Here is a 1,310-nt window from a genome sequence, read left to right on the forward strand (position 1 = left end):
GCCGGCCGGCGGCGGGTGCTCGAGCGGCTGCGCCGCCGGCGCGGGGACACGACTGGGCAGGAGGCAGGAACGATGGAGGACTCGCGCTGATGCAACGGATCGACACCCCCAAACCGCTGCCGGAGCTGGTCTACGACGCGGTCCTCAATGCGATCTGCGAGGGGACGCTGCCGCCGGGCGAGCGGGTGACCCAGGAAGGGGTCGCGGCGCGTCTCGACGTCTCGCGTCTGCCGGTGGGCCAGGCGCTCAAGCGGCTGGAGGCGGAGGGCTTTCTCTGCCCGGCCGGACGGCGTGGCTTGCGCGTCGCGCCGCTGACCTCGGAGCTGGTCCGCGAGCTCTACGGCCTGCGCGCCGGGATCGATCTGATCGCGGCGGGGGAGGCGGCACGCCGCTGCGACGCCCGCTTCCGCCGCGAGGGTCAGCGGGTCCTGGACGACGGCCGCTCGGCGCTCGCCGCCCATGACGTGCCGCTGCTGATCTCGGCGGACGAGGAGTTCCACTGGCTGATCTACGAGACAGCCGGTAACGCCCGGATCCTGGAGGTGATGGCCACCCAGTGGCACCACACCCGCCGGGTGATGCACCAGGTCATCGATGACGTGGCCAACCAGGGTCCCATCTGGGACCAGCACGAACGTATCTATCGGGCCATCGCCGACGGCGATGCGGCGTCAGCGGAGCGGCTGGCCCGCGCGCATGCCGACGAGGCCTCGGGCTGGCTGCAGGAGGCCGCCGAGCGGCAGTCGGCCTAAATCGTGAGAACACAACGAGGAGGAGAGGAAATGGCTCAAAGCGAACCGGTCATCCGGGTACTCCTGGCCAAGGTCGGCCTCGACGGCCACGACCGCGGTGTGAAGATCGTCGCCCGGACCCTGCGGGATGCGGGTATGGACGTCGTCTACACCGGCCTGCACCGCACCCCCGAGGAGGTCGTGGATGCCGCCCTGCAGGAGGACGTGGACATCCTCGGCATCAGCCTGCTCTCGGGCGTGCACATGACCGTCTTTCCGCGGGTGCTGGAACTGCTCCGCGAGAAGGGCGGCGAGGACATCATCGTTGCCGGCGGCGGGGTGATCCCCGACGAGGACGTCACCGAGCTCGAGCGCATCGGTGTCTCGAAGGTCCTGCTCCAGGACACCCCGCCCCAGGAGATCGTCGACGCCTTCCGCTCGCTGGTCGCCGAGCGCGGTCCGCGCTGACGGCAGCCGGCCTGCGGCGCGATACGACATAACGACAGAGCTGGAGGAGGAGATCATGGAGCAGTGGCAGTTCCCGCCGCGCTACGACGGGACCTACTTCCCCGCGCCGGA

General features: G+C 70.3%; 2 protein-coding genes. Both read left to right on the forward strand.

Annotated features, from left to right (window positions below):
* Positions 1-89 precede the first annotated feature (89 nt).
* The gene (locus tag G7A99_RS07085; RefSeq protein WP_018719068.1) at positions 90-752 is read left to right on the forward strand and encodes a GntR family transcriptional regulator; all 663 of its coding nucleotides are present in this window, start codon (positions 90-92) and stop codon (positions 750-752) included.
* A 30-nt stretch (positions 753-782) separates the two neighbouring features.
* Complete coding sequence (locus G7A99_RS07090; RefSeq protein ID WP_018719067.1) at positions 783-1,199, forward strand: cobalamin B12-binding domain-containing protein; 417 nt, start codon at positions 783-785, stop codon at positions 1,197-1,199.
* The last annotated feature ends 111 nt before the right edge of the window (positions 1,200-1,310 follow it).

It is taken from the genome of Arhodomonas sp. KWT, from assembly GCF_010993615.1.

Bases quoted from the DNA above. Each gene is read 5' to 3' on its own strand.
- G7A99_RS07085 (WP_018719068.1), top strand. From the start codon at position 90: ATGCAACGGATCGACACCCCCAAACCGCTGCCGGAGCTGGTCTACGAC.
- G7A99_RS07090 (WP_018719067.1), top strand. From the start codon at position 783: ATGGCTCAAAGCGAACCGGTCATCCGGGTACTCCTGGCCAAGGTCGGC.